The 24,033-nt window shown below is 70.8% G+C and carries 16 protein-coding genes and 1 pseudogene; 6 read left to right on the top strand and 11 right to left on the bottom strand.

What is annotated here, in order from left to right; all coding sequences use genetic code 11:
- Nucleotides 1-797 precede the first annotated feature (797 nt).
- The 4 genes from ACWD6R_RS15035 to ACWD6R_RS15020 all read right to left on the bottom strand — a co-directional run bounded on the left by ACWD6R_RS15035 (nucleotide 798) and on the right by ACWD6R_RS15020 (nucleotide 6,571).
- Nucleotides 798-2,141 carry an FtsX-like permease family protein gene (locus ACWD6R_RS15035; protein ID WP_451819074.1) on the bottom strand — a complete coding sequence of 448 codons (1,344 nt, stop codon included), beginning with the start codon at nucleotides 2,139-2,141 and terminating at the stop codon, nucleotides 798-800.
- Complete coding sequence (locus ACWD6R_RS15030) at nucleotides 2,131-2,871, bottom strand: ABC transporter ATP-binding protein (RefSeq protein ID WP_451819073.1); 741 nt, start codon at nucleotides 2,869-2,871, stop codon at nucleotides 2,131-2,133. The genes ACWD6R_RS15035 and ACWD6R_RS15030 overlap by 11 nt, the downstream gene beginning before the upstream one ends.
- On the bottom strand, nucleotides 2,868-3,425 hold the full coding sequence (locus ACWD6R_RS15025; RefSeq protein WP_451819072.1) for a PadR family transcriptional regulator: 558 nt from the start codon (nucleotides 3,423-3,425) through the stop codon (nucleotides 2,868-2,870). Before ACWD6R_RS15025 ends, ACWD6R_RS15030 begins: the two co-directional genes overlap by 4 nt.
- Nucleotides 3,426-3,577: 152 nt before the next feature.
- The gene (locus tag ACWD6R_RS15020; RefSeq protein ID WP_451819071.1) at nucleotides 3,578-6,571 is read right to left on the bottom strand and encodes a beta-N-acetylglucosaminidase domain-containing protein; all 2,994 of its coding nucleotides are present in this window, start codon (nucleotides 6,569-6,571) and stop codon (nucleotides 3,578-3,580) included.
- Between the two features lie 319 nt (nucleotides 6,572-6,890).
- Here ACWD6R_RS15020 and ACWD6R_RS15015 point away from each other — a divergent pair, with 319 nt between their 5' ends.
- From ACWD6R_RS15015 to ACWD6R_RS15000, 4 genes and pseudogenes are all read left to right on the top strand, one after another.
- Complete coding sequence (locus ACWD6R_RS15015; RefSeq protein ID WP_451819070.1) at nucleotides 6,891-7,193, top strand: hypothetical protein; 303 nt, start codon at nucleotides 6,891-6,893, stop codon at nucleotides 7,191-7,193.
- The gene (gene malQ, locus ACWD6R_RS15010) at nucleotides 7,194-9,350 is read left to right on the top strand and encodes a 4-alpha-glucanotransferase (protein WP_451819069.1); all 2,157 of its coding nucleotides are present in this window, start codon (nucleotides 7,194-7,196) and stop codon (nucleotides 9,348-9,350) included.
- Between the two features lie 20 nt (nucleotides 9,351-9,370).
- On the top strand, nucleotides 9,371-9,601 hold the full coding sequence (locus tag ACWD6R_RS15005; protein ID WP_451819068.1) for a hypothetical protein: 231 nt from the start codon (nucleotides 9,371-9,373) through the stop codon (nucleotides 9,599-9,601).
- A 177-nt stretch (nucleotides 9,602-9,778) separates the two neighbouring features.
- A pseudogene (locus ACWD6R_RS15000) lies at nucleotides 9,779-9,886 on the top strand (LysR family transcriptional regulator); the annotation flags it as partial.
- 28 nt (nucleotides 9,887-9,914) lie between these two features.
- Here the strand turns inward: ACWD6R_RS15000 and ACWD6R_RS14995 are convergent.
- Both ACWD6R_RS14995 and pepN (ACWD6R_RS14990) read right to left on the bottom strand, forming a co-directional pair.
- On the bottom strand, nucleotides 9,915-10,289 hold the full coding sequence (locus ACWD6R_RS14995; RefSeq protein ID WP_451819067.1) for a hypothetical protein: 375 nt from the start codon (nucleotides 10,287-10,289) through the stop codon (nucleotides 9,915-9,917).
- A gap of 202 nt (nucleotides 10,290-10,491) precedes the next feature.
- Nucleotides 10,492-13,065: an aminopeptidase N gene (gene pepN / locus ACWD6R_RS14990; RefSeq protein WP_451819066.1), complete on the bottom strand. Its 2,574-nt coding sequence runs from the start codon at nucleotides 13,063-13,065 to the stop codon at nucleotides 10,492-10,494.
- Nucleotides 13,066-13,179: 114 nt separating this feature from the next.
- Between pepN (ACWD6R_RS14990) and ACWD6R_RS14985 the strand changes: the two genes are divergently transcribed.
- On the top strand, nucleotides 13,180-13,686 hold the full coding sequence (locus ACWD6R_RS14985) for a DUF1203 domain-containing protein (RefSeq protein ID WP_451819065.1): 507 nt from the start codon (nucleotides 13,180-13,182) through the stop codon (nucleotides 13,684-13,686).
- Nucleotides 13,687-13,769: 83 nt separating this feature from the next.
- Here the strand turns inward: ACWD6R_RS14985 and ACWD6R_RS14980 are convergent, their stop codons facing one another.
- The 4 genes from ACWD6R_RS14980 to pepN (ACWD6R_RS14965) all read right to left on the bottom strand — a co-directional run bounded on the left by ACWD6R_RS14980 (nucleotide 13,770) and on the right by pepN (ACWD6R_RS14965) (nucleotide 22,525).
- Complete coding sequence (locus tag ACWD6R_RS14980) at nucleotides 13,770-14,798, bottom strand: aspartate-semialdehyde dehydrogenase (protein WP_451819064.1); 1,029 nt, start codon at nucleotides 14,796-14,798, stop codon at nucleotides 13,770-13,772.
- A gap of 434 nt (nucleotides 14,799-15,232) precedes the next feature.
- Nucleotides 15,233-18,532 carry a S8 family serine peptidase gene (locus tag ACWD6R_RS14975; protein WP_451819063.1) on the bottom strand — a complete coding sequence of 1,100 codons (3,300 nt, stop codon included), beginning with the start codon at nucleotides 18,530-18,532 and terminating at the stop codon, nucleotides 15,233-15,235.
- Between the two features lie 168 nt (nucleotides 18,533-18,700).
- Nucleotides 18,701-19,735 (bottom strand): hypothetical protein, encoded by a 1,035-nt coding sequence (locus ACWD6R_RS14970; protein ID WP_451819062.1) that lies wholly within the window; start codon nucleotides 19,733-19,735, stop codon nucleotides 18,701-18,703.
- Nucleotides 19,736-19,903: 168 nt separating this feature from the next.
- On the bottom strand, nucleotides 19,904-22,525 hold the full coding sequence (gene pepN, locus ACWD6R_RS14965; protein WP_451819061.1) for an aminopeptidase N: 2,622 nt from the start codon (nucleotides 22,523-22,525) through the stop codon (nucleotides 19,904-19,906).
- Nucleotides 22,526-22,656: 131 nt separating this feature from the next.
- Here pepN (ACWD6R_RS14965) and ACWD6R_RS14960 point away from each other — a divergent pair, with 131 nt between their 5' ends.
- Nucleotides 22,657-23,307, top strand: a complete 651-nt coding sequence (locus ACWD6R_RS14960; protein ID WP_451819060.1) for a mycothiol-dependent nitroreductase Rv2466c family protein — start codon at nucleotides 22,657-22,659, stop codon at nucleotides 23,305-23,307.
- Between the two features lie 169 nt (nucleotides 23,308-23,476).
- On the opposite strand, the gene ACWD6R_RS14955 is transcribed toward ACWD6R_RS14960, so the two are convergent.
- Complete coding sequence (locus ACWD6R_RS14955) at nucleotides 23,477-24,010, bottom strand: DUF4240 domain-containing protein (RefSeq protein WP_451819059.1); 534 nt, start codon at nucleotides 24,008-24,010, stop codon at nucleotides 23,477-23,479.
- Nucleotides 24,011-24,033 lie beyond the last annotated feature (23 nt).

The following is a 24,033-nucleotide window of genomic DNA, read 5'->3' as shown; positions in this document are numbered from 1 at the left end:
CATCGAGAGGAGGCCACCGGCAGACCCCGGGCCCGTGGAACCCGGCGTCATCCGGCACGACAGCCGACGCGCACCCCTGACCGGCACCACCCACGGGCAGGGATCAACGCGACATCACGGGCGCAAGATCAACCGATCCGCGTCGTGAAACAACGAGGCCGGGGTGGCGATCAGCCGCGGCAGAACGGAGCCGAGGGCAAATCCAACAATCGCGTGGGCAACAGATATCACCATGCCCATCAAGGGCAGCCGACAGAGAGTCGAGGCTCGGGGCAGTGCCGCTGCGAACAAGGGACACGGCCGGCGGCAGCAACAATACGAGCCAGGACAGAATCACCACGGGCAACAGTGCATTGGCCGCGACCCGATAACGGCTACGGGAGGGCGGCAATTCCCAGATATGAGCTTTCCGCAACCGCCCGCTTTCCCATACCCCAAGGGCGGCAGAAACCGCATAGGCGAGCGAGTAAAGAACCATGAGCGGAGCCGACACAATGGCCGGAGCCCAGTGGCGATATTGGCTGGGAGGTGCGACTTCTCCCGTCAGGTAAAAAAGGGCAGTCAGCAGGAGAACAACGGGGCTGGCCCAGCGCACGCTGCTACTACGCAGTGCGGTGGTGAATTTCATCGCGACTCGCAGAGTTCAAGGGTGCGCCCCGGGGCCGCCGTGACGGCCCCGGGGCGGATGTTCGGTCAGCCGTCGGCCTTGGTGGTGTCGACACTGACACTGTTGACACTGAGCTGCGGGCCGTCGGAGGGGCGGCCGAGGGAGATGCGGCTTCGCGCAGCGCCGCGCGCTACGTGAACCGCAGCTCCGCGGGGTGCACCGCCCGCCGCAGCAACGGCAGCGAGGCCGACGCGGCCAGCAGACAGGCGGCGTACACCAGCACGGGTACGAGCAGCGGAAGCATCGACGGGACGGCCTCGGGAGCCACCAGCGAGGCGTACGCGAGGTGCACCGCCATGCCTCCGATGCCGGCGAGCAGGACCGCGGGGGCCAGTGGGAGCGCCGTTTCCAGGAGGAGGGTCCGGGCCAGAACCGTCCGCGGTACTCCGGCCGCGGTCTGGGCGGCGAGCCCCCTGCGGCGGGAGGCGACGGATTCGGCTGTGCCCACCGCGAGGCCGAAGAGGCTGATGACGAGAGCCACCAGGACGGCGGTCCCGGCGAGGTCGATCCCCGTGGTGTAGAAGTCGAGGTCCTCCGCCGTGTAGCCGCTCCGCCGGTGCAACTCGTCGAGCAGCACCTGCCGTACGCCAACGAAACCCACCCCGACGACAGTCACCAGCAGCAGAGCGGCATGGGTGCGCGCGGCGGCCCACGGGTCGTCCTTGAGCCGGCCCGCGGCGATCAGCACTGCGGGGCTCTTCGCGCGGAGGGTCAGCCGCCGACCCATGAAGGAAGCCGTCGCTCCGGCCAGCCAGACCGCACCCGCTCCGGTGAGAAGCACCACGGCGAACACCATGAACGGGACGTACACCTCGCCGGGACGGCTGTTGCGGTCGGCAAGGACGAAGAGCGCCACGGCGATCAGCGCCGTCGGGACCAGGAGCGCGAGCAGCGTCCGGTGTCCGCTGTCCGGCCGGACACGGCGCACCCAGCCGAGCGGCGAGGCGACCACCCGCCGCAGGGCGAGTGCGCTCACCAGCGCGGCCACGACCGGCACGGCGAGGACAACCAGCACGAAGGCCGCCCATGCCGCCGGCGGCGGCATGTGACCGGCGCCGGCGAGGACCGCGGCGAAGACGGCCAGCGCGCCGGCCGATCCCGCCAGGCACGCGAACGCGGACTCCAGCGCCGAGATGCGCCGCACCTGCGCGGGCGACGCCCCCGCGAGCCGCAGCCCGGCCATCTGCCGGTCGCGGTGCACGGCGCCGATGCGGGCGCACTGACCGAGGAAGCCGAGCACGGGGACGAGCAGGAGCAGCAGCGTGACCACCACACCGGCGCGCTGGCCCGGCTGGTTCAGCAGGCCGTGTCCGTAGGGGATAGACACCTGCCCGGAGACGGCGGCGACCGTGACCGCCGCGAGGGCGAAGCCCGTGGCGAGCAGCGCGCCCACCGCGGTGAGCGAGATCCGCCACCACTCGCGGTGGTGCGAGCCGCGCGTCAGGATCCATGCGATGCGGGCGTCAGCCTTCATGGCGGGCGGCCTCCCCGACGGTGACCGGCGCAGCGTCGGCGTGGACGGCCCCGTCCCGCAGCCACACCTCGCGGTCCGCGTACGCGGCGACCTGCGCGTCATGGGTGATCAGCAGCACCGCGGTGCCGGTTTCGCGGGTGGCGTGCACCAGGGCCGTCATCACCTGCTCCCCGGCGAGTGAGTCGAGCGCCCCGGTCGGCTCGTCCGCGAAGACCGCCTTCGGGCCGGTCACCAACGCTCGTGCCAGTGCAACGCGTTGGCTCTGGCCACCACTCAGCTCGCCGGGCCGCAGACCGGCGTGGCCACGCACCCCGAAGCGTTCCAGCCATTCGCCCGCCCGCGCTTGTGCCGCGGCGCGCGACGTCCCTGCGAGCAACAGCGGCAGGGCCACGTTGTCGAGCACGGTGAGCTCGGGGATCAGCTGCCCGAACTGGAACACCACGCCGAAGTCGGTGCGCCGCAGTTCGCCGAGCCGGGCCTCGGAAAGCCGGTCGAGCCGCTCCTGTCCGTACGAGACCGAACCCTCGTCGGGGCGGACGATCCCCGCCAGGCAGTGCAGCAGTGTGGATTTTCCGCTGCCGCTGGCACCGGTGACGGCGAGAATCTCACCCGCGTGGAGGTCGATCGAAGCGCCGCGCAACGCCTCCGACCTGCCGTAGGACTTCCGCAGTCCCGTGGCGGTGAGCAGGGGTGCTGCTCCCGGGGTGTCCTGTTCGGTATGTGTGGTCATGCTGCGTTGACCTCCGCGGTCAGGGTGGCGAGCCGGCTCGCCGTCGTGGTCATCCACCGGACGTCGGCGTCCAGATGGACGAGGGCGTAGTCGGCGGAGAGCACCGTGCTGAGATCGGCGCCCGGGATGGTCTTGAGTGCGGTGAGTTCACGCATGCGCTCCATGTGGGCGGCGCGCTGGGCTTGCAGATAGGCGGCCGCGTCGGTGGTGCGGTCGCCGTCGGCGGCGGCAGCGACGAGGATCGAGACCACGACCTTGGCGAAGATCTCGTTCGCCACAAAGGGGGCGGGCGGGGCGATCTCGTCGGCCCACCTGGCCAGTTCGCGTGATCCGTCGTCGGTGGAGCGGTACAGGGTGCGTTCGGGCCCGCTGTCGGAATCGGTGCCTTCGACGGCGGCGAGGCCGTCACGCACCAGACGTTGCAGGGTCGTATAGACCTGCCCGTAGGCCAGTGGCCTGGCTTGCGGGAAGCGTTCGTCGTACCGCCGTTTGAGGTCGTAGCCGTGGCTTGAACCTCCGGCGAGCAGTCCCAGAAGGATATGGCGGATGCTCATGCGGCAGACTATATACTCGGTACATGTACTGAGTGAATAGACGGCCAGGCGGTGGCCGGAAGTTACCTGCTGACGAAGCAACTGCTGAAGCAGCGATTGCCGGTGGGGCGGTGAACTGCCGCCGGTTCGCAGGGCGGCGTGCCTGCGTGCGGCTACGGGGCGACGGCGTACGCCTCCACCGACCAGAGCGAGTAGCCGAACTCGGTGCCCCGGCCGTCACCCTGGATCCTGACGAAGCGGGTGTCCGGCGCGTCCATCCGGACGGACTCCAGGCCGCCCTTGCCGTCCCGGACGGTGGCCGCCGTACGCCAGCTGCGGCCGTCTGCGGAGACCTGTATGCGGTAGCGGGAGGCGTACGCGTCCTGCCACCGCAGCACCACCTGCCCGATCCTGGCGGGCTTCGCCAGCTCCGCCTGCCACCAGGCGCCGTCCTCCGCCGGGGACGACCAGCGGGTGGTGGGATCGCCGTCCGAGGCAGCTGAGGCCGGGAAGTCCGGGGTCTCGTCGCCGGACGAGGAGGCGGTGGCCGTACGGGCCAGATCGGGGCCGGCGGTGCGCGGGTAGGCCCGGACGGTGAGGGTGCTCTCCTCGCCGGCGAAGTGGAACGGCACCTCGTACTCGCCCGCTGGGGTGTCCGCCGGGACGGTGATCTCCACGGGGACGTCGGTACGGGACCCGCGCGGCACCGTCGTCTGCTTGGGGACGGACACCTTGATGCCCTTGGGCGCCTTCGCGATGAGCGCGCCCCGCACCTCGGCGGGGCGGCGGGCGGCGAGCCGTGCCTGGAACCGCTGCGGCCCGCCGCCGATCTCGGCGTCGGTCTCACCGCGTACGAGATCGAGCCGGGCGGCGGGTTCGTCGCCGAACCACGGCACGAGGGCGCGTACCTGGAGAGGGTCGGCGGTGGTGACGGTTCCGGAGACGATCGGCGGCAGCATGCCCGCGCTCGCGCCCGAGGCCGTCGCCAGGGAGGCAGTGGGCCAGATGACCCGGATCGCGTCGGTTCGCAGCCCCTGGGCCGAGGTCTGGGTCCAGCCGGTCCCCGAGACCGGGCCGAGGCTGCGCCAGCCCTCGCCCGGCACATGCGCCTGCAGTGTCGCGTCCGCCTCGGCGCCGGGCGCCGTCATCGCGGTCACGGCCTCCAACGGGCGGGCCCGGTTCAGCCGGACCGTATAGCTGCCCGGGGCCTCGGTCACCGTGCCGGCGTCCCGGTCCGCGCCGGTCCAGGTGTCGGCCTCCTTGCGCACCCGGTCCAGGAAGGGACCGAGCACCCCCTTGCCGACCGTCGCCCCGCTCGCCCCGGCGGCCTTCCGCAGCGGCTCCAGGGCCAGCGACGCCTTCCACGCGGCCGCGCCGTCGCCGCGCGCCTGGGCCTGCAGCAGATCGACGGCGAGCTCGCCCGCCCGCCCGTACCGGGCCAACTGCTCCGTCCAGGGCCGCACTTCGTCGTCGAGCCACCCGTCCGCCGGGCCCTTCAGCCGATGCGGGGCCTCCCGCATCACGGTGAAAGCGGCCCGCAGTTCGCGTGCCGCATCGGCCCGCGCCGTGGCGTTCGCCGTCGTACGGGAGTTCCAGAACGCGGCGAACAACGGCTGCAGATACGCCGACTCGTCGCCGCCCAGCACGGACGTCGCGCTGTTCCCGGCCAGCGCCCGCAGCGCGTCCCGGGTGCGGGCGTCGCCGCCCGCCAGATCGTCGATGGCCGCCTGCCAGGACTCCTGCGCCCGGTAGCCCTTCGGGTTCCAGGCGAAGTCGGCGGCGGTGAACAGCGGGATGCGGGACGCGGACGGCTGCTCCATCGCGTTGGCGAGCAGCGCCGCCGAGCCGATCGCGATCGCCGGGTCCCGGCCGGTGTACGGGCCGAGGAAGATGCGGTCCTGTGCGTAGTCGTTGACCGGGTAGTTGTCCATCGTGACGAGCGGATGCCGGAATGTGGCGCGTGCACCGGCCAGTTCCCCGCCGGTGATGGTCCTCGGCACGACCCCGACGCCGGTCCAGGCGATCTGCACCCGGTCGTCCAGCTCCTTCGCGAGAGCCGCGCGGTAGTCGGTGACCCCGTCCTGGTAGAACTCCGTCGGCATCACCGACAGCGGCTCCGCATCCGGGTACCGGTCCGCGAGATGCTGCGCCACCTTGCTCGCGACCAGCGCCTGAGCCCTGGCCGCCGCCTCGGGTCCGCTGCCGAAGGTGTTCGGGTCCTCGTCGCAGTGCCATTCGCTGTAGCTGACGTCCTGGAACTGCAGCTGGAAGACGCGCACGCCGAGCGCCCACATCGCGTCGATCTTCCGCGTCAGCGCCTTCACATCGCTGTCCGAGGACATGCACATGGCCTGGCCGGGGGAGACCGCCCAGCCGAGCATCACATGCCGGGCGCGGGCCCGTTCGGCCAGTGCCCGGAAGTCGGCGCGCCGTTCGGCGGGGTACGGATCGCGCCAGCGGGCCTGCCGGTACGGGTCGTCGCCCGCCGCGTAGAGGTACCGGTTCTGCTTCGTCCGCCCCATGAAGTCGATCTGCGCGAGCCGCTCCGCGCGCGTCCACGGATGCCCGTAGAACCCCTCGGTCATGCCGCGTACGGCGGTGCCCGGCCAGTCCCGCACGGTGACCCCGGCGACGCTTCCGTTCCGGATCAGCTGACGCAGCGTCTGCACGGCGTGGAAGAGGCCGTCGTCGCCGAGGCCGTCCAGGGCGACGGTGGGGCGGCCCGCGACCGTACCGACCGCGATCCGGTAGCCGCCGGACGGCAGATCGGCGCGCTCCGGGGCGCGCAGGGCCCGCAGGGCGTCCTGGGCGTCGTCGCCGCCGAGCCGGATGACCGGCCCGCGGCCCGGCAGCGCCTCGTGGACGGTCCGTACGCCCGCGTCGCGCAGCACCTGCCGGGCCGCGTCGAGGGCGTACGGATCGGTGGGCGCACCGGCGAGGAGGGTCACCTCGGTGGAGAGCGGTACGGCGGCTCCGGACGCCTTGATGGTCTGCGGGCGCGGCCACACGGTGGGCAGCGCGCCGTCGTCCGTACGGTCGGATGCCGAAACGGCGGGAGAGCCGGGGTCCGAGGGTGCGGCGAAGGAGGCCGGGGAGCCCGTGGAGAGCAGTCCGCCGAGCACGGCGGCCGCGACGGCCGCCGCCTGTTTTCTGCGCCTGAGCTGCATGCCGTACTCCCTCGCTCCCGTCGATGGGCTCCGAGCCCACCACCCGGGCGCGAGGGTGTCAATGCTTGTGACCGTTGTGCCGTATATGCCCGATGCGGCGGGTGGGGTGGGGTGGGGTGAGGTGTGGTCAGTGATCGGCGGACCGCAGCAGAGATGACGCCGGATGGCCGAAATCGGCGGACGGTTTACGGGTAACCGGCCCCTGAGGAACGGAATGTGACCCAGGGCACGTTGGAGTCGTTGTTGTAGCGCCTATGTCTGCGGTCGCGCCCGCTGGGTAGGCCTGCTGTGTCCACTTGTCCACGGCCAGGAGGCCGCCATGCCCGCTGCCGCGCAGCTTCTGCTCTCCGCCCTGTCCGAACAGGTACCGGGTCCCGGCCCGCTCACCGGCGAACCCGCGTACGCCGACGCCATACCCCTCACGAGCGAGCCGCCGCTCGCCGCAGCCATTCCTCTCACGAGCGAGCCGCCGCTCGCCGCAGCCATTCCTCTCACGAGCGAGCCGCCGCTCGCCGCAGCCACCCCTTTGGCGAGCGAGCCGCCGCTCGCCGTCGTCGCCCCACTGACCAGCGAGCCGACCGCCCCCGGCACCGCGGGGGGCACGGAGTCCCCAGGAGTCTGAATGGGCCTGTCCCGGCTCGCCGCACTGCACGGTGTCGCCACCTCCTACTCCCCGTCCGCGGATGTCACGGTGACCGTCCCCGAAGACACGGTGATCACCGTGCTCGCCGCGCTGGGCGTGGACGCCGCCACACCCGAAGCGGTACGGGAATCACTCGCCGCCGCCGAGTCGGCGGCCGCCTCCCGGCTGCTCCCGCCGACGCTCGTGGTGTGGACCGGGGAGCCCCTGCCGCCCGCCCTGACCGCACTGCGCCCCGGCACCACACTGGACATCGAGCCCGAGGGAGCGGCCGGATCGCCCCGGCCGCCACGGATGAGGGTGCCGGGCGGACAGCCGGATCCGGCCGTTTCCGCGGTAAGCACCGCCACCCCCGCCTGGTGGGCCGAACCCCCGCTCGGCGTGCACCGGTTGACCGTGCGCACCCAGCACGGCCGGTCCGCCACCACCACTCTGATCGTCGCCCCCGCACGGGTGCCCCAGCTGCCCCGGCGCACCCATGGCTTCCTCGTTCAGCTCTACTCCCTGCTCTCCGGCCGCTCCTGGGGCATGGGCGACCTCGGCGACCTCGCCGACCTCGCCGCCTGGTCGGGCCGGACCCTCGGCGCCGGGTTCGTCCAGGTCAACCCGTTGCACGCCGCTGTACCGGGCAGACCCACCGACCCGTCCCCGTACCGCCCCTCCTCGCGCCGCTTCCCCGACCCCGTCCATCTGCACATCGAGTCGATCCCGGAATACGGGCACGTGCGGGACCGGGCTGCCCTCGACGACCTGCGGCAAAGTGCCGAAGCCCTCAGTGAAGCGGTCCTGAACAAGGGCGCCCTGATCGACCGGGACGCAGTCTGGGAACTCAAGCGCCAGGCTCTCGAACTCGTATCGGAGGTCCCGCTGACCCCCGGCCGCCGTGCCGCCTACTGTGACTTTCTCGCCGAGCAGGGGCAGGCCCTGGAGGACCACGCCCTGTGGTGCGCCCTCGCCGAGGTGCACGGCTCCGACTGGCACACCTGGCCGCCCGCTCTGCGCGACCCCCGCTCCCCGCAGACCGCCCGCGCCCGCGGCGAGCTCTTCGACCGGGTCGACTTCCACTGCCGGCTCGCCTGGCTGACCGACACCCAGCTCGGCGCCGCCCAGAGCGCCGCGCGGGACGCCGGGATGGCGGTCGGCATCGTCCACGACCTCGCCGTCGGCGTGCACCCCGGCGGTGCCGACGCCTGGGCGCAGCAGGACGCCTTCGCGCACGGCATGTCGGTCGGCGCACCCCCGGACGCGTTCAACGCGCGCGGCCAGGACTGGGGGCTGCCCCCGTGGCGCCCCGACGTCCTCGCCGCGTCCGGCTACGCCCCGTACCGCGGACTGCTCCGCGGTCTCCTCGCCCACGCGGGCGCCCTCCGCATCGACCACGTCATGGGCCTGTTCCGGCTCTGGTGGGTTCCCGGGGGAAAGCCGCCGACCGAGGGCACATACGTCAGTCATGACGCCGAGGCGATGCTCGCCGTCCTCGCCCTGGAGGCGCACCTGGCCGGCACGGTCGTCATAGGGGAGGATCTCGGCACGGTCGAACCCGGCGTACGCGAAGCACTCGCCCGGCGCGGAGTGCTCGGCACGTCCGTGCTCTGGTTCGAGCGCGACTGGGCGGGCACCGGCCGCCCGCTGCCCCCGCAGGACTGGCGCGAGGGATGCCTGGCCACCGCCACCACCCACGACCTGCCGTCCACCGCCGCCCGGCTGACCGGCGACCATGTGACGCTCCGCCACCGCCTCGGCCTGCTCACCCGCACCCTGGAGCAGGAACGGACCGAGGACGCCACCGACACCGCCGAGTGGCTCGCCCTGCTCGCCCGGCTCGGACTGTTCCCGGAGGGCGAGGGCGACGAGGAGGGCGCGGTCCGGGCCGTCCACCGCTTCCTGCTGCGCACTCCCGCCCGCATGGCCGGCATCTGGCTCCCGGACACGGTCGGCGACCGCCGCCCGCAGAACCTGCCGGGCACCTGGGACCAGTACCCCAACTGGCGGCTGCCCATCGCCGACGCGGAGGGCCACCCGGTCACCCTGGAGGAGCTCGCCGCATCCCCTCGCCTGCACCGCCTGATGGAGGTCCTCGACCCCGAGAACAGTCGCCCACATCCCCGTACGGCACCCCCGGGCGCGCGCCGCTCCTAGGCGTTCGCTACGTTTGCACCGTGGACAAGAAGAACGCAATGCGCGCCGGCGCCGTGGCGGCCGGTACGACGCTGATGATGCTGCTCATGTCGTCCCCCGCGCTTGCGCTGACCCGTGACGACGGTGACGACCCGGGCCGAGGCCTGAGCGCGATCGAAACGATCGGCCTGTACGTCGTGGCCCCCATCGCTCTGTTCGTGATCATCGCGGGCCTGGTCATGCTCCTGGACAAGTCCAAGAAGCAGGCCTGACCCTCCGGTTGCGCAGCGCCAGAACTGCGTAGCCCCACCAGCGCTGTCCCAGGGCGCCTCAACGTGCGTAAGGCACGTCGAGGCGCCCTGTTGTGCGTTCCGGCAGAGCACCCTTCCTCATCATTAAGTTCAGCCACATGAACGGGCCGGGTCCGCGGCGGCGGATACTGTGCGGACATGACCGAGTGGGACATCAAAAGGCTTCGGATTCTGCGCACGCTGAGCGAGCGCGGGACCGTCACGGCGACGGCCGAGGCGCTGCTGATGACCCCCTCCGCGGTGTCCCACGCACGTGAAAGGCGCCCAGCGCGGGCTAGGGCGTTCCATTGCTTTGCCGATTACCACCCGTGCGGTGGCCGAGCATCATCAGGATGAGACCGGTCAGCAGAAGCGCGCTGCCGGTCAGGGTCACCCACCCCCGGATGGCGGGGTCGAGGATGTCGGGGTCGCTGAGCACCAGCAAGAAGACCACCTGCCAGCACAGGGCGAAGGCAGCCACCAGCTGGCCCCAGCCGTAGAGGCGCGGGCGGTGGACCGGTCGCCGGTTCGTGGGGAGCACCCAGCCACGGGTAATCGCCGCTACGCCGGAGGCGGCGACGAGCAACGCCAGCAGAACAACTGGTATGGCGAGGTAGAGCTTCAGGGTCCCTCCCTGCGCCGGACCCGCGCCGGACACCGGCGTGATCATGACACCCGCCGTGCCGCGCGTCCACACGCTTCCCAGCAACCCTCCGCGCCGGTGCGGTCCCGTCCGGTGGCGGCCCGGCCAAGTCGGCCAGTAAACGTGCCCTGGCTTCCTGGCCGAATGTCTCTGGGGGACGTTGAAGAGGCACGCAAAGGGGGCGCTCCCCGAAGGAAGCGCCCCCACTGCTCAGCTGCTGCTGTTACTGCTACGCGGAAGCCGCCGCGTCCGCAGCCTGTGCCTTCAGGGCGCGTTCCACGCCCGCGCGCGACTCCGACATCAGGCGGCGCAGACCCGCGCTCGCTTCCGTCGAGTCCAGCCAGGCGTCCGTCGCGTCCAGGGTCTCCTGCGAGACCTGGAGGGACGGGTAGAGGCCGACGGCGATCTGCTGGGCCATTTCGTGGCTGCGCGAGTCCCAGACGTCCTTCACCGTTGCGAAGAACTTCTCGGTGTACGGGGCCAGCAGCTCGCGCTGGTCGGTCTGGACGAAGCCGCCGATGACCGCCTCCTGGACGGCGTTCGGGAGCTTGTCCGACTCGACGACCGAGGCCCATGCCTCCGCCTTCGCCTCGGCCGTGGGGCGTCCCGCGCGGGCGGTCGCCGCGTGGCGTTCGCCGGCGGCCGTCCTGTCGCGCTCGTACTCGGCGGCGATCTCGTCCTCGTCCAGCAGGCCGACCGCGGCAAGTCGCTCGACGAACGCCCAGCGCAGCTCGGTGTCGACGGCCAGGCCCTCGATCGTCTCCGTGCCGTTGAGCAGCGCCTGGAGCAGGTCGAGCTGGTGCGGGTTGCGGGCCGTTGCCGCGAGTGCGCGGGCCCAGGCCAGCTGGTGGTCGCTGCTGGGCTCCGCGGCGCGCAGGTGGGCGAGCGTCGCCTCCGTCCAGTGCGCCAGTGCCGCCTCGCGGGACTCCGGTGCCGCGTACAGGTCCAGGGCCAGCTTCACCTGGCGGTGCAGCGACTGGACGACGCCGATGTCCGACTCCTTGCCGATGCCGGACAGGACGAGCGAAAGGTAGTCGCGCGTGGCCAGTTCGCCGTCACGGGTCATGTCCCAGGCGGAGGCCCAGCACAGGGCGCGCGGCAGCGACTCGGTGAAGTCGCCGAGGTGCTCGGTGACGACCCGCAGGGACTCCTCGTCGAGGCGGACCTTCGCGTACGACAGGTCGTCGTCGTTGAGGAGGATGACTGCCGGACGGGCGCTGTTCGCCGGGAACGGGACGGTGGTGCGCTCACCGTCGACGTCCAGCTCGATCCGGTTCGTACGGACCAGCTTTCCGGCCCCGTCGAGGTCGTAGCAGCCGATCGCGATCCGGTGCGGGCGCAGCGTCGGCTCGCCCTTGGCGCCGGCGGGCAGTGCCGGGGCCTCCTGAAGGACGGTGAACGACGTGACGTGACCGTTCTCGTCGGTGGTGACCTCCGGGCGCAGGATGTTGATGCCCGCCGTCTCCAGCCACGCCTTCGACCAGGTCTTCAGGTCGCGGCCGGAGGTCTTCTCCAGCGCGCCCAGCAGGTCGGACAGGCGGGTGTTGCCGAACGCGTGCGCCTTGAAGTACGCCTGGACGCCGCTGAAGAACTCGTCCATGCCGACGTACGCCACGAGCTGCTTCAGGACCGAGGCGCCCTTGGCGTACGTGATGCCGTCGAAGTTGACCAGGACGTCGTCCAGGTCACGGATGTCCGCCATGATCGGGTGCGTGGAGGGAAGCTGGTCCTGGCGGTACGCCCACGTCTTCATGGAGTTGGCGAACGTGGTCCAGGAGTGCGGCCACTTCGAGCCCTCCGCGTATGCCTGGCAGGCGATCGACGTGTACGTGGCGAACGACTCGTTCAGCCACAGGTCGTTCCACCACTCCATGGTGACGAGGTCGCCGAACCACATGTGGGCCAGCTCGTGCAGGATCGTCTCGGCCCGCGTCTCGTAGGCCGCATCCGTCACCTTCGAACGGAACACGTACTGGTCGCGGATGGTGACCGCGCCCGCGTTCTCCATCGCGCCCGCGTTGAACTCCGGGACGAACAGCTGGTCGTACTTGGCGAACGGGTACGCGTAGTCGAACTTCTCCTGGAACCAGTCGAAGCCCTGCCGCGTGACGTCGAAGATCGCGTCCGCGTCGAGGAACTCGGCGAGCGAGGGACGGCAGTAGATGCCGAGCGGAACGGACTGGCCGTCCTTCTCGTAGCTGCTGTGCACCGCGTGGTACGGGCCGGCGATCAGGGCCGTGATGTACGTCGAGATGCGCGGCGTCGGCTCGAAGACCCAGACGTCGTCCTTGGGCTCCGGGGTGGGGGAGTTCGAAATGACTGTCCAGCCCGACGGCGCCTTCACGGTGAACTGGAAGGTCGCCTTCAGGTCGGGCTGCTCGAAGCTCGCGAACACCCGGCGGGCGTCCGGCACCTCGAACTGCGTGTACAGGTACGCCTGCTGGTCGACCGGGTCGACGAACCGGTGCAGGCCCTCGCCGGTGTTGGTGTACGCGCAGTCCGCGACGACCCGCAGCTCGTTGGAGCCCGCGTGCAGGTGCGGCAGTGCGATCCGCGAGTCGCGGAAGACGGCCGCCACGTCCAGGGCCTTGCCGTTCAGCTCGACCTCGTGCACGGCCGGGGCGACCAGGTCGATGAAGGTCTCCGCACCGGCTTCGGCGGAGTCGAAGCGCACGGTGGTGACGGACCGGTAGGTGCCGCCCTCCTGTGCGCCGGAGAGGTCGAGATCGATCTCGTACGCGTCCACGGTCAGCAGGCGCGCCCGCTCCTGTGCCTCTTCGCGGGTCAGATTCGTGCCAGGCACCCGGTCATCTCCTTGATATGTGATGTTTCCCGGCCATCCTTCCACGCGGAGCGCACGCAACGCTATGTCCGTTTTCCGCCGGACCGCGGCGGTGCCACGCGCGACGCTCGAACCATGACCGGCTACGAGGCACGTCCCATCGAACCTGCTGTCCTCAAGGAGCTCCGCGACACCGACGACGCGGGCCGTCCCTGCGTCCCGTACATCGAGCGGGAAGGCGGCAGCCCACTGCGCTGTTGTCTGCGGGGCGTCGAGCCGGGGGAGCGGATCGCCCTCGTCTCGTACGCGCCGCTGCGCCGCTGGGCGGCCGCGACCTGGGCCAGGCCCGGGGCGTACGACGAGCAGGGCCCCGTCTACATCCACGCCGAGGAGTGCGAGGGCCCGGCGGCGGACGGGGACCGCTATCCGTTCGCCCGGGTCGGCGCGCTGCGCACGGTCCGCCGCTACAACGCGGACGGCCACATCGTCGGCGGCCGTCTGCTGGAGATCCCCGCCGACCCGTCGCGCGGCTTCGACGAGGCGTTCGCGGAGGCGTTTGTTGACCCGGAGGTGGCGCTGGTGCACGTCAGGGCCGTCGAGTACGGCTGCTTCCACTTCGAGGTCCGCAGGCCGCAGGGCTGACGGCGGAGGGAGAGAGGGGACGGACAAAGGTTTCGGCGGACACCCTGCCGGGTGTCCGCCGAAACCTTTGTCCGTGCGACGCGTCAGCCGTTCAGCTCCGCCGCGACGAGCTCCGCGATCTGCACCGCGTTCAGCGCCGCGCCCTTGCGCAGGTTGTCGCCGGAGACGAAGAGCGCCAGCCCGTTCTCCACGGTCTCGTCGGTCCGGATGCGGCCCACGTACGACACGTCCTGGCCGGCCGCCTGGAGCGGGGTCGGGATCTCCGAGAGCTCGACGCCCTCGGCGTCCTTCAGCAGCTCGTAGGCGCGCTCGACGCTGATCGGGCGGGCGAAGCGGGCGTTGATCTGGAGGGAGTGGCCGGAGAAGACCGGGACCCGGACGCAGGTGCCGGACACCTTGAGGTCCGGGATCTCCAGGATCTTGCGGGACTCGTTGCGGAGCTTCTGCTCCTCGTCGGTCTCGAACGAGCCGTCGTCGACGATCGCGCCGGCCAGCGGCAGCACGTTGAAGGCGATCGGCCGCTTGTAGATGGCCGGCGCGGGGAACTCGACGGCGTTGCCGTCATGGGTGAGCTTGTCGGCGTCGGCGATCACCTTGGACGCCTGCCCGTGCAGCTCGGCGACCCCGGCCACACCGGAGCCGGAGACCGCCTGGTAGCTGGCGACGACCAGCGCGTCGAGACCGGCCTCGTCGTGCAGCGGGCGCAGCACGGGCATCGCGGCCATCGTGGTGCAGTTCGGATTCGCGATGATGCCCTTGGGGCGGTTCTTGATCGCGTGCGCGTTGACCTCGGAGACGACGAGCGGGACCTCGGGGTCCTTGCGCCATGCGGAGGAGTTGTCGATCACGACGGCGCCCTGGGAGGCGACCTTCTCGGCGAGCGCCTTGGACGTCGCGCCACCGGCCGAGAACAGCACGATGTCCAGACCCGTGTAGTCCGCGGTGGAGGCGTCCTCGACGGTGATCTCCTGGCCTTCCCACTCGATCGTGGAACCTGCGGAGCGCGCGGAGGCGAAGAGCCGCAGCTCGTCGGTCGGGAACTTCCGCTCGGCCAGGATCCTGCGCATGACTGTGCCGACCTGACCGGTGGCGCCGACGATTCCGACCTTCACAGGGACTCCTTCAAACGTACGAACTGGCGCGGTTGCCGTTCCATGATGCGTTTGTCCACGGCTTCCTTGTCCAATCCATTGTCCGGCAGACGGACAGCGGGCGCGGATCGAACGTTCGCGGCGCCCCGGCGGCAGAGGGGAAACACGCTCCGGGGGAGGCAGTCCTTGCGGAGAAGGAGAGCCGCGGGCGCGCCGCCGGACCCCCTCGGTCCGGCGGCGGCCAGGAGGACCGGCTGCTCGCGCCGGCGGTCGCCGAGGGGCGGGACGCGCTGCCCGCCCTGCAGCGGCAGGCACTGGTGCTGCGGTCTACGCGGATCTGTCCGTTCCGCAAGTCGCGGCGGAGCTGGGCATCCCGGAGGGAACGGCCGGGAACGGGAAAGGGCGGGCGTCCCTGCGGGCGCCCGCCCCCTCTCGGTATCACTGCACAGCAACCGCTACGGTGTGACCTTCTCGATCACGACGCTGCCGGTGCCCGCCGCGGTGCCGCGGCTGTTCACCAGCTGGACCTCGCCGAAGAACTGACGTCCCTCGGGAGCCGCACCGGCGACCACGACGTCGGCGCCGACCGTCGTCGAAGCGCCGCTGGCCAGGTTGACGGCCTTCGACTCGTCGACCTTGAGCGTGCCGAGCGACGGTGTGTAGTACACGTCGCGGTAGTTGTACGTGGTGGTCCCGGCCGGGACCGAGTAGCCGTCGACGACGATCGTGTACGTACCCGCGGCGGGATTCGCCAGGCTGACCGCCTCTTCCGAGCCCGCGGTCGTGGAGGAGCCGAGCTCCTTGCCGTCCGCGCCGAGGACATACAGGTCCAGGTCGGCGTTGGCGTCCGAGGTGCCGCCGATGGCGACGTCCAGCTTCTCGACGCCCGCACCGATGGTGACCGTGGTCACCTGCTCGTCCTTCGTCTTGATCGACGGGGTGTCGACCTTGGCCGAGCCCAGCGAGCCGCCCTTGAGCTTGCCCTCCAGGTCGCCCGCACCGTTGGTGACGGTCCAGTTCACCGCGGTCGGCGTGCCGATCTTCGCCTCGGGCAGCGTCTGCACGGCCGGGTCGAAGGACGCGCCGAGCAGGGAGACATCGAGCTTGAACGGGTTGTCCAGCAGCGGCGACGTACGCCGTGCCTCGACCTCGATCTCCCAGACACCGGCCTGCGGGTCGGCGTACGAGCGCACGTCGGGGCGGCAGGTGTTGTTCGGGTTCTCGTAGTTCGGGTAGCAGAACGGCGTTCCGCTGTTCTCCATCTGCACCCCGTACGGGTGGATGGAGATGAACCGGGTCTGGCTGCCCGAGCGCAGGGCGCTCATCGCGACCTCAAGGGTCTTGGCGCCCTCCGGCACGTTCACGAAGTACGACGTGGTGCCGTTGCGCTGCACCGAGCCGGACGCCGTGAACGCGTAGGCGGGCTTCACCAGGTCCTTGGCGACGACCACCGTGGCGAGGATCTGCTGGTCCACACCGGAGGTCTTCGCGTCATCGACCTGCAGGATCGCGCTGTGCACGCCCGCGCTGCCCGGCTTCGCCTGGACGTTGACGGTCACCGGCTTGCCCAGCGGCAGCGAGACGGTGCTGCTGCCGGTGAGCGCGAAGGTGCCGTCGTTGTTCTTCCAGGACAGCTGGTGCGCGACGGCCTTGTCCGGACCCGTGGTGCGGGTGACCGTGACGTCGTACGACTTCTTCTGGCCGGCCTTCAGGCCGCCTTCGCGGTCGTACAGGCCGGTACCGAAGCCGGGGGTCTTCAGCGCGAAGTCGATCGCCGTGTCGACCGGGGCCTTCACGGAGTACTCGTGCGCCGGGGCGCCCTGCTTCTCGATCTGCTTCCAGGCACCGACGATGTTGATCAGGCCGGCACCCTGGGCGTGCGCGGGCACTCCCTCGATGTGCGTGGCGCTGCTGGTCAGCGCGGTGCGCAGATCGGCCGGGGGCAGCTCGATGTGCTTCTGCTTCGCGGCGGACAGCAGCAGCGCGGTCGCACCGGCGGCCTGCGGCGAGGCCATCGAGGTGCCCTGCAGCATGGAGTATCCGGCCGGGAGCGAGTAGCCCGACTCCTTGACCGGGCCACCGGGCAGCCAGGTCTGGGTGGAGTTGATGGAGGCGCCGGGCGCGGTCAGGATCGGCGCGAAGCCGCCGTCCTCACGCGGACCACGGGACGAGAACGGCAGCATGTCGTACGCCTTGGTGACACGGGAGCCGTAGTTGGCGGCCCAGGTCTCCTTGGAGATGGATGCGCCGACGGAGATGACGTGGTCGGCGAGGCCGGGGTCACCGATGGTGTTCACACCCGGGCCGTCGTTGCCGGCCGAGATGACCAGCTGGACGCCGTAGGTGTCGATGAGCCGCTTGTACAGCAGCGCGCGGGCGTTGTTGCCGTCGTTGAGCGGCGGCAGGCCACCGATCGACATGTTGACGACATCGACACCGCGGTTCACGACGAGGTCGATCATGCCCTCGGTGAGCGCGATGTTGGTGCAGCCGCCGGTCCAGGTGCAGGCGCGCGAGGAGACGATCTTCGCGCCGGGCGCGGCGCCGTTCATCTTGCCGCCGAACAGCCCGTTGGCGGAGGTGATGCCGGCGACGTGGGTGCCGTGCTCGCTCTCGATGACACCGATGTTGACGTAGTCGGACGTGTTGCCGGCCGCGTCGTAGACCACGTTCTTGCGGGTCTCGACGACGAACGGGATGCGCTCGACGACATCGGTCCGCGGGTCGTCCGTGCCGAAGTAGGAGACCTGGTGCTTCTCCTTGTACGGCTTCAGGACGGTGTCGTTCGAGAAGTCGGCGTCGTTGTTCAGGTCGACGCGGGTGGTGCCGGTGACCGGGTCGTAGAGCACGGCCCAGGTGTCGGTGGTGTCACCGTCACGGTTGAGGTCGCCCGCCATGTCGCCGCCAAGGGTGGCGGACTCCTCGAACACCTTGATCTTGTACGAGCCCTCGGGCGCCGAGTACGTACGGCCCCCGTAGGTGAACGCCGGGCCGGACACGGCGTCCGTCATCCGCAGCCAGGTGCGGTCTTTGTCTCTGACCGGGTCGGTGGCCGTCACCCAGTCGACGATCTTGCGCTCGCCGGTGCTGGTCTTCTGGAGCGCCGGGTGACCGAGGTCGACACCCGAGTCCAGGATGCCGATGGTCACGCCGCGGCCGTCGGCCTTCGGGTGCTGCTTCACGAAGTCGACCGCACCCGTCTCGAAGGACGGGTTGTACGGGTTCTTCGCCGGCGTTTTGCTGCTGGGCGCCGGGTAGGTGCCCGTGGACGTCGTCCTCGCCCCGGCGGCCCGGTCGCCCGAGGGCGTCGGGTCGTCGAGCATGATCTCCTGCTTGAGATCGATGCCGTGGACGGACGTCAGCTTCGAGGCCGCCTTGATGGTCGCCTCGGCGGTTGCGGTCGGTACGGTCGCGCGGACGTAGCCGAGCTTGTCGTACGTACGTTCCACCACGGACCCCTTGACGGCGTCCAGCTGCTTGGTGACCTGCTCGGTCGCACCGGGCGCGGTGGCGACCATCATGGTGACGTTCTTCTCGCCCTTGGCCTGCGCCTTGGTCAGAACATCGGCATCGGTCGCACCGAGCTTGTCGCTGTCGGCGGCTGCCTTTACGGGGGCGGTGGCCGGGTCGTCGGCGGCGAAGACCGGGGCGGCACCGGAGGCGGCCAGTGCGGCCACCAGACCGGCAGCGGCCGCGACTCGGGCCACGCGTCTCGCCCCGGGTATGGAACTGGGGGATTCGGAGGTCATCAGCATCCCTGTATGTGAAAGAGAAAGTCCGGAATTCGGTACCGGATGACCGCTCAGCCTTGCGCAAAGGGCAGGGGTTTGTGGAGGGTTGGCGTGTCCGAGTTGCCGCCGTGGCGTACTTCCGCCAATGGGGCTGATGCGCCATGAGGGATGAACCCGGTGATAACTCCCGTATCACCGGGGCAGGATGACCACATACGCTGCGGGGTCACGGTCGGTGGCCGCCATCAGCGCGGTACGCACCACGGCCGCCTGCTGCTCCGGTGCTTCCTGGAGCCTCTTCGGCGTGAGGCGGACGACGGTGACGCCGAGCCCTTCCAGATGCTCCCGCTCGGCGGCGTACGCGGACCACTGGGCGTCGTGCTCGGCCTGACACCGGTCGTCGTCGAGCGCGCTGTGCCGGGGCGCCCCGGTGTCGAGCTCGACGGCGACCGCCTCGTCCGGCCAGTAGGCGTCCACCCCGCCCAGATGCGGCCCGCCCGGCAGTCGGAGGTCCACATTCCACAACGGCTCCGGCAGGTCGTACGTCCGCACCATCTCGTACAACCGGCACTCCGCCGGCGCCCGCCCCTCGGCGATCAACGAGTCCACGGCGTGCACGACATAGGCCCGCCCCAGGAGCTTGGCGCGGCTCAACTCCCGTACCACCGCGGCCGGCTCGCAAAGCCCGCCGCGGACCGCCTCGGTGAGCAGCCGGTGCGCGGCGGAGGCGTCCCCGATCCCGGCGACCGCGTCCGCGAGCGCCCGCGCCACGGGGGCCACCGGCAGCCCGGCGAGCCGGACCGGGCTGGGCAGCTCGGCCGTCCGCACCACGTGCGCGTACCGGGCGGACCGCAGCCGCCGGGTACGGGGCACCAGAACGTCGATCCGGTCGAGCGAGCCCAGCGGCGGCGCGGCGGAGAACCCGTACAGGGCGAGCGCGGCCAGCCCGGTGACCATGCCTTCGCCGTACCCGGTCTCCGTCGCGCCGCGCCGCCGTCCGGCGTACAGCAGGGCGGACCGCAGCCGCTCCTCACCGGTGGGCGGCCCCGGGTGCAGCACATATACACCGGGCAGTGGCTGCTGCCACGGGCCGCCGTCCCGGCACTGCGCGGCGGCGCGGGCGGGGGATACCCCGTGAGCCTTCAACTCATCGACGGAGAGCACGCGTTGCTCTACATGGGCGGAGAGGCGGATGGGGCGGGAGGAGAGCGGGGTGTTCTGGGTCATGTTCCGGGGTATGCCGCACGCCGTCGTGCGGCATACCTCCTGTTACACGCCCGTCGACGATTCAGGACAAGCCCGCCCTAAAGGACGGGAGTTCGACAACCGAAAAGGCACGATCCCGCCCCTGACGTCCCCGTCCCCGTCCCCGCCTCCGTCCGGCGCCGCGCACGCTCAGAACCGGCCGCCGGCCCCCGCGTCACACGCCTGCGCCCGCAACGCCCGAGCCAGATCGTCCCGGGCCTCCAGCACCAGCCGCCGCAGCGCGGGCGCCGCGCCCGCATGCGCCTCCAGCCACGCATCCGTGGCCGCCAGCGTCGGCTCGTCGTCCTGCAGTGCCGGGAACAGCCCCTTCACCACAGACATCCCGATCTGGATCGACCGCTCGGCCCACACCCGCTCGATCGCCTCGAAGTACCGAGCCGCGTAGGGCGCCAGCAACTCCCGCTGCGACGGCTGCTCGAACCCTGCGATCGTCGCCTCCACCAGCGCGTTGGACAGCGCGTCCGACTCCACCACCGCCGCCCACGCCTGTGCCTTGACCGCCGCCGACGGCCGGGAGGCCAGGCACCGCACCTGGTGCCGCTTGCCGGACGCCGTGTCGTCCCGGGCCAGTTCGGCATTGATCACCGACTCGTCGGCGACCCCGTGCGCAGCCAGCGGGGACAGGAACGCCCACCGCAGCTCCTGGTCGACCTCAAGCCCGTCGATCCGCGCGGACGCCCCCAGCAGCGAGGACAGCAGCTGGAAGTCCGCGTCCGAGTCCGCGACCGCCGCGAAGAACCGCGCCCACGCCAGCTGGTGCTCGCTCCCCGGCGCGGCGATCCGCAGCTCCCGCAGCGCGCCTTCGGCCAGCGCCCGGCCGCCCTCCTCGCGCCACCCGGGAGCGGCATAGTGGACGAGCGCGGTCCGGGTCCAGGCGTGCAGCATCTGCAGGACGCCGATGTCGGACTCCTGGCCGGAGAAGTCCAGCACGAGCGAGATGAAGTCGCGGGCCGGCATCAGCCCGTCCCGCGTCAGGTTCCACAGCGCGGACCAGCACAGCGCCCGCGCCAGCGGGTCGGTGATGTCACCGAGGTGCGCGCGCAGCGTGTCGAGGGACGCCTCGTCGAAGCGGACCTTGCAGTACGTGAGGTCGTCGTCGTTGACGAGGATCAGCTCGGGCCGCTCGGCCCCGGCCAGCGCCCCGACCACCGTGCGCGCCCCCGCCACGTCCACCTCGGCGCGCGCGTACCGTACCAGGTCGCCGTTCGACCTGCGCCGGTACAGGCCGACCGCGACCCGGTGCGGCCGCAGCTCCGGGTGCGACTCGACCGCCTCCTGGAGCACGGCCAGCTCCGTGATCCGGTCCGCCGCGTCGTACGTCACCACCGGCGTCAGCGAGTTCACGCCCGCCGTCTGCAGCCACGACCGCGACCAGGTGACCATGTCCCGCCCGGACGTCTCGGCCAGCACCGACAGCAGGTCGCCCAGCTGCGTGTTCCCGTACGCGTGCTTCTTGAAGTAGCGCCGGGCGCCCTCCAGGAACGCGTCCCGCCCCACGTACGCCACCAGCTGCTTCAGCACGGAGGCGCCCTTGGCGTAGGTGATGCCGTCGAAGTTCAGTTTGGCGTCCTCCAGGTCACGGATGTCGGCCGTGATCGGGTGCGTGGACGGCAGCTGGTCGGCCCGGTACGCCCACGACTTGCGGTTGTTGGCGAAGGTGATCCAGCCGTTCTTGAAGCGGGTCGACTCCACCATGGAGAACGCGCCCATGAAGTCGGCGAACGACTCCTTCAGCCACAGGTCGTCCCACCACTGCATGGTGACGAGGTCGCCGAACCACATGTGCGCCATCTCGTGCAGGATGACATTGGCCCGGCTCTCGTAGGCCGCCTGTGTCACCTTGCCGCGGAAGATGTACTCCTCGCGGAACGTGACACAGCCCGGGTTCTCCATCGCGCCGAGGTTGTACTCGGGCACGAACGCCTGGTCGTACTTGCCGAACGGGTACGGGTAGTCGAAGTTGTCATGGAAGAAGTCCAGGCCCTGCTTGGTGACGAGGAAGATGTCGTCCGCGTCGAAGTGCCGGGCGAGCCCCTTGCGGCAGAGGGCGCCGAGCGGGATGTCCAGCGTCGTGCCGTCGTCGAACGTACGGCTGTAGGAGTCCGTCACATAGTGGTACGGGCCGGCGACGACCGCTGTGATGTACGTGGAGATCGGCTTCGTCTCGGCGAACCGCCAGACCCCGCCGTCCCGGGACTCCTCCGACCCGTTGCTCCAGACCGTCCAGGCCTCGGGCGCCGTCACCTCGAAGCGGAAAGGTGCCTTCAGGTCGGGCTGCTCGAAGTTCGCGAAGACCCGCCGCGCGTCGGCCGGCTCGTACTGCGTGTAGAGGTAGACCTCGCCGTCCTCCGGGTCGACGAACCGGTGCATGCCTTCGCCGGTCCGGCTGTACGCGCACTGCGCGTCGACCACCAGGACGTTCTCGCCCTCCGGCAGATCGTTCAGCGCCACCCGCGTTCCGTCGAAGACGACGGCGGGGTCGAGTGCCTGCCCGTTCAGTGTCACCGACGTCACGCTCGGCGCCAGCAGGTCGGCGAAGGTCGACGCCCCCGCCCGCGCGGAGCGGAACCGGATCGTGGTCACCGAGCGGAAGGTCCGCGGATCGGCCGGCTGCTCCCCGCCGCCGTCCCCGGCGTTGCCGCCGGGCTCGTCGATCGCGGAACGCACGTCGAGCACGACGTCGTATCCGTCGACGGTCAGCAGTTCGGCCCGCTCGTGGGCCTCGTCGCGGGACAGGTTCTGACCGGGCACAGGTGCACTCCTTTGTGTCACGTTCGAATGCTCTGATCCTCCCACGCGCGTTCCGGCCCCGGTGGCCGGGAATGACGGGGACGTTCTGCGGTGTTCTCGCGCACAGGTGCGATTGCCTCTTGAGGAGAGACATGTCTGAGAACAGCCCGGTGAACGGCAGGACCCCCGCCGATTTCTGGTTCGACCCGCTCTGCCCCTGGGCCTGGATGACCTCCCGCTGGATGCTGGAGGTGGAGAAGGTCCGCGACGTCGAGGTCCGCTGGCACGTGATGAGCCTTGCCGTCCTCAACGAGGACAAGCTCGACGAGCTGCCGGAGGAGTACCGCGACCTGCTGGAGACGAAGGCGTGGGGCCCGGTCCGCGTCGTCATCGCCGCCCAGCAGAAGCACGGCGACGACATCGTCGGCCCGCTCTACACCGCGCTCGGCACCCGCTTCCACAACCAGGGCGAGGACCCCACCCGCGAGGCGATCGTGGGCGCGCTCCAGGACGTCGGCCTGCCGGCCGAGCTGGCGGACTTCGCGGACTCGGACGTGTACGACGCCGAGCTGCGCGCCTCCCACAAGGAGGGCATCGACAAGGTCGGCCAGGACGTCGGCACCCCGGTCATCGCCGTGCCCGGCTCCGACGGCGAGCAGATCGCCTTCTTCGGCCCGGTCGTCACCCCCGCCCCGAAGGGCGAGGAGGCGGCGAAGCTGTGGGACGGCACGCTGATGGTGGCGTCGATCCCCGGCTTCTACGAGATCAAGCGGACCCGGACTGCTGGGCCCAACTTCGAGTGATCCCGCGCGGGCGGGGAGCCGAGTATCCCCGCGTCGTCGGGGAGCAGTAGATCAACCGGACGCGGACTCAGGGTCCGATCGGGTCATCCCCGCATCTGCGGGGAAGTGCTTCCGGCGCAACGAGTGCGGGCCCCGCGAGTTATGGGCCGCCGGGGCCCGCACCCCCGCCTCACGCGTACAACGCGTCCAGCTTCGGCAGCCGCAGCGCCACCCGCTCCGCGTCGTCGAAGTCGACATTCCACTCCGGGTCCAGGGCGGGGTATTCGATCGTGAACGAGCCGTCGGGCAGGTCCTCGCCCGTCGCCGCCCGATGCGCGTCCCAGGCGATCCCGAGCGTCCGCTCGCACTCCATCTCCAGGCCCTCGGGCGCCGCGGCCCTGATCTCCGGCAGCTCGGCCAGCGTGTCCGGATCGGCAACGACCCGCTCGAACACCTCCCGCCCCTGCGCGATCAGCCAGCCCCGGAAGTAGTCGAAACCGTCGTCGGAACAGCCTCCGTTGATCGTGTACGCCGCAGCCCAGAGCGGCGCCCGGTAGGAGGCGGCCATCAGATCCCAGAGCAGTTGCTGCGCGGCGACGATCTCGTGCAGGGGCCGGGCGGCCAGCAGCGCGGAGGCCCGTTCGACGACGGCCTCGGCGTCCGCCGGGTCGGTGACCTGTGCGCGGGCGTCATCGATCAGATTCCAGAAGTCCGTCGTGTCCATGCGGTGCAGCATGCCGGAGTGGT

The organism is Streptomyces sp. NPDC005151, assembly GCF_053599875.1.
The sequence above is the reverse complement of the archived record's forward strand: the minus strand, read 5'-3'. Positions and strand labels throughout refer to the sequence as shown.